General features: G+C 66.8%; 4 protein-coding genes. All 4 read left to right on the forward strand.

What is annotated here, in order from left to right; genetic code table 11:
* The first annotated feature begins 346 nt into the window (after positions 1–346).
* The 4 genes from ACFV2X_RS55450 (at position 347) to ACFV2X_RS55465 (ending at position 2,788) form a co-directional block, all read left to right on the forward strand.
* Positions 347–517 (forward strand): hypothetical protein, encoded by a 171-nt coding sequence (locus tag ACFV2X_RS55450; protein ID WP_385631918.1) that lies wholly within the window; start codon positions 347–349, stop codon positions 515–517.
* Positions 510–1,010, forward strand: coding sequence for a flavin reductase family protein (locus ACFV2X_RS55455; RefSeq protein WP_385631921.1), 501 nt, complete (start codon positions 510–512; stop codon positions 1,008–1,010). The genes ACFV2X_RS55450 and ACFV2X_RS55455 overlap by 8 nt, the downstream gene beginning before the upstream one ends.
* 125 nt (positions 1,011–1,135) lie before the next feature.
* Positions 1,136–1,474 (forward strand): VOC family protein, encoded by a 339-nt coding sequence (locus ACFV2X_RS55460; protein ID WP_385631924.1) that lies wholly within the window; start codon positions 1,136–1,138, stop codon positions 1,472–1,474.
* Positions 1,475–1,951: 477 nt separating this feature from the next.
* Entirely contained in the window at positions 1,952–2,788 is an 837-nt protein-coding gene (locus tag ACFV2X_RS55465; protein ID WP_385631925.1) for a hypothetical protein, read from the forward strand.
* Positions 2,789–3,028: the final 240 nt, after the last annotated feature.

The following is a 3,028-nucleotide window of genomic DNA, read 5'->3' on the forward strand; positions in this document are numbered from 1 at the left end:
CCCCCTCAGACATGAGGATGAAGTCCATACCGACCCTTTCGACAAATGTTAGTGGGCGATAACGTAGGACGTAGCTCAGCCCAGGTCAAGGCCCCAGGAAGAGCGACGGGCGTCACCTTGCGATAACAACAGAGGTCGACCGGGCGCACGCGGGAGGGGCCGCGACCAGAGCGACCCCGGTCACATCGCGACCGACAGCCACACAGGGCCGCACAGGCGGCCGCGGACTGACGCGACTCCCGCTTCGTTACTGCACGCTAACGGATTCACCTCTCCACCCGGGGGATTGACCGCACCCAAGCCACGTCATATGTTATTCCTCAATAACATTCGAGGAAGGATCGACATGGACGTCATCGTCCTGACTGAGGGGGACATCCCGACCGGGCTCGCACGTGAGCACCGTTCCCGAGGGCCGGTCGAGGAGGCGCCACTCGCGGCGCACGTCGACGTTGATGCCTTCGGCGGCTACCACGACCCCGCCGTCCGAGCTGTCCGCGAGGTGTGGAATGGCTGATCAAGTCCAGGGGCTGGACGCGGCTGCCTTCCGTTCGGCGTTGGCCCGCTTCCCTGCCGGTGTGACGATCGTGACGACCCGAAGTGCCGGGGGCACGCTGCATGGGTTCACCGCGAGTTCCTTCGCGGCGCTGTCGCTCGATCCACCACTTGTTCTGGTGTGCCTGGACCAAGGAGCGGACTGCTTCCCAGCTTTTATAGCGGCTGAGCGGTTCGTCGTGAACATCGTGACGCCCGCGCATGCGAAGTTGGCCATGAGGTTCGCCACGAAGGGCGAGGACAAGTTCGCACACGGAAGCTTCGAGTCCGACGAGGGCGGACACCCGATACTGCCCGACGCCGCGGCGGTCATCCGCTGCGAGCTGGAGCAAGCCATCCCCGGCGGAGATCACGTCATTCTCATCGGTCGTGTGCACGACGCGCGCGTAGGCAGCGGCAAGCCGGTGATGTGGTACCGCGGTGATTTCCTCCACCTCGGGCAGAGCGTTACATGACTGACATCGGACCCGGCTCGTCAGCTCCGGTGGATCCATCCACGCGCGGCGCGCGGTGTGGTGGAACCCTCCGCTCGCCCGTACTGCGAGGCCGTCCGGTGAGTGATTCTGTGGAGGTCGACCTCGTGAAGATCGGAAACGTGCTGCACCCGGTGGCCGACATCGACGCCGCCGTGCGCTTCTACGCCGACACCTTTGGCCTGGCCACGAAGTTCGTCGACGGCGACCGCTACGCCGCCCTCGACGCCGGCGGTACCACGTTGGCCCTGACCGGCCCTGCCGAGGACGTCACCGGTGGGGTGCCCGCGGCGTCGTTCAAGGTCCCCGACGTGACCTCGGCGCTCACCGCCCTCGTACAAGGCGGCGGATCCGTCGTCCGGGAGCCCGAGCAGGGCCCGCACGAGGTCCGGGCCGTGGCCCGGGACCCATGGGGCAACACCGTAGTGGTCTACGGGCCGCGGTAGCGGTCAGTCCGGTAGCGGGTCGGCCTCCGCCGTGCCCCGGGCCGAGACGCCATCTGATGCCCATGAGATTCCTGTTCGTGTCCCTCCCCGGCCGTCGGCCAGATCCTCGACCTTTCGCGCGCCGGAACAAGCCGCGTGTCCGAGGCACCCATACGCGTCGGCCGAGTCACCCGCCCTCGAAGCCCGGAAGGTTTCTGTGCGCCCCGTCTTCTCCTCGCCCTCACCGGATCACCCACTGGCACCGGACCCATCGCTCGATGCCCTCCGACCGCGACACGGTGAAAGTCTCCGCGGAACCACGCGTCATGCCCGACGTGCGTTCGTCGCCACCAACGCCGTCCCTCTTGTCGTCGGCATCGCGCTGTCCTTGACCGCCCTTCCCACAGTTCACGTGTACGGACACATCCCCCTCGGCCTCGTCTGGGGCGTCCTGCAATGCGGCCTCTTCGTCGCCACCGTGTGGGTGTACGAGACGCGATGCACAGCCTGCGAACCCGTCGAGCGGCCCCGGACCTCCGACGTAGCGGATATCTGAGCCCCGGACTCTGGCCGCGCATCGCGAACCTCGGATCACTCAACGCGATCGGCGAACACATCGTCGTCATTCTCGGTACGGTCGTGCTGCCGAACCTGATCCTGCGGGTGAGCGCCTCCCGCACCGGGCGCTCGGCACGCCGGTCCATGAGCATTGCCTCGGGACTGGGTGCTGCCTTTGTCGTCCTCCTGAGTGCGGCAGGCTTCGCGGCCGCGGCCGTGGTGGGAGGCGACGTCATCCGAGCGGTTGACGAAGTTGGGCAGGGTTCCCCGATTCTGCTGGCTTCGGAAGTACTCCCGCACGGCTCGGTGGCGCGCGTCGCGCTCATCACGGCCATGGTGTCCGTGGCCTTCCTTGCCGCGCTCACGACCGTGTCAAGCGTGGCCTTCGCTGCCGCTGTCACCTTCGCGCGTGATGTGTTCCCTCAGGGCAAGGGCCCGCGCACCCGAACCGGAGAAGCGCGAGTACTGCGTCTGACCCTCGTCGCCCTGGTCGCCCTGGTCGCCCTGGTCGCCCTGGTCGCCCTGGTCGCCCTGGTCGCCGTGAGTCTGTCGCTGTCCACAGCCATCAGGCGGTACCCGGTCGAGTCCCTGGTCATCTTCGCTCTCTGCGTTGCGGCCTCGAGTGTATTCCCGGCGCTGATCAACACTTTCTTCTGGCCCAAGTTCAATCGCCGGGGCTTCTCTGGTCCGTCCACGGAGGACTGCTGCTGTCCCTCGTGCTCACGGCCTCCTCACTCGTCGTCACCGGTACCGAGAACTCACTATGGCCGGAGTTGAGTTTCAACTGGTATCCGTACTACAACGCGGGCATGGTGTCCTTGCCGGCGGCACTCTTCCTCGGGTGGATCGGCAGCCTCACCTCACCAGCGAGTTCTCAACCGGTCGCCGGTGCGGTGCGTACGGCGGGAAAGGACGTCGGGCGGAGGAGCACAGCCCGCCCGCGGACAGCACGCGGTCGGCATGCGGGCTGATTCGGCGCGGTCGTGGCATCCGCCAGCTCGACGATCTCCTGCACCC

The organism is Streptomyces sp. NPDC059679, assembly GCF_042734105.1.
In the GTDB taxonomy this organism is placed as follows: domain Bacteria; phylum Actinomycetota; class Actinomycetes; order Streptomycetales; family Streptomycetaceae; genus Streptomyces.

What these genes read in the sequence shown, in the direction of transcription:
- ACFV2X_RS55450 (WP_385631918.1), top strand. Translation starts at nt 347, where the DNA reads ATGGACGTCATCGTCCTGACTGAGGGGGACATCCCGACCGGGCTCGCA.
- ACFV2X_RS55465 (WP_385631925.1), top strand. Translation starts at nt 1,952, where the DNA reads ATGCACAGCCTGCGAACCCGTCGAGCGGCCCCGGACCTCCGACGTAGC.
- ACFV2X_RS55455 (WP_385631921.1), top strand. Translation starts at nt 510, where the DNA reads ATGGCTGATCAAGTCCAGGGGCTGGACGCGGCTGCCTTCCGTTCGGCG.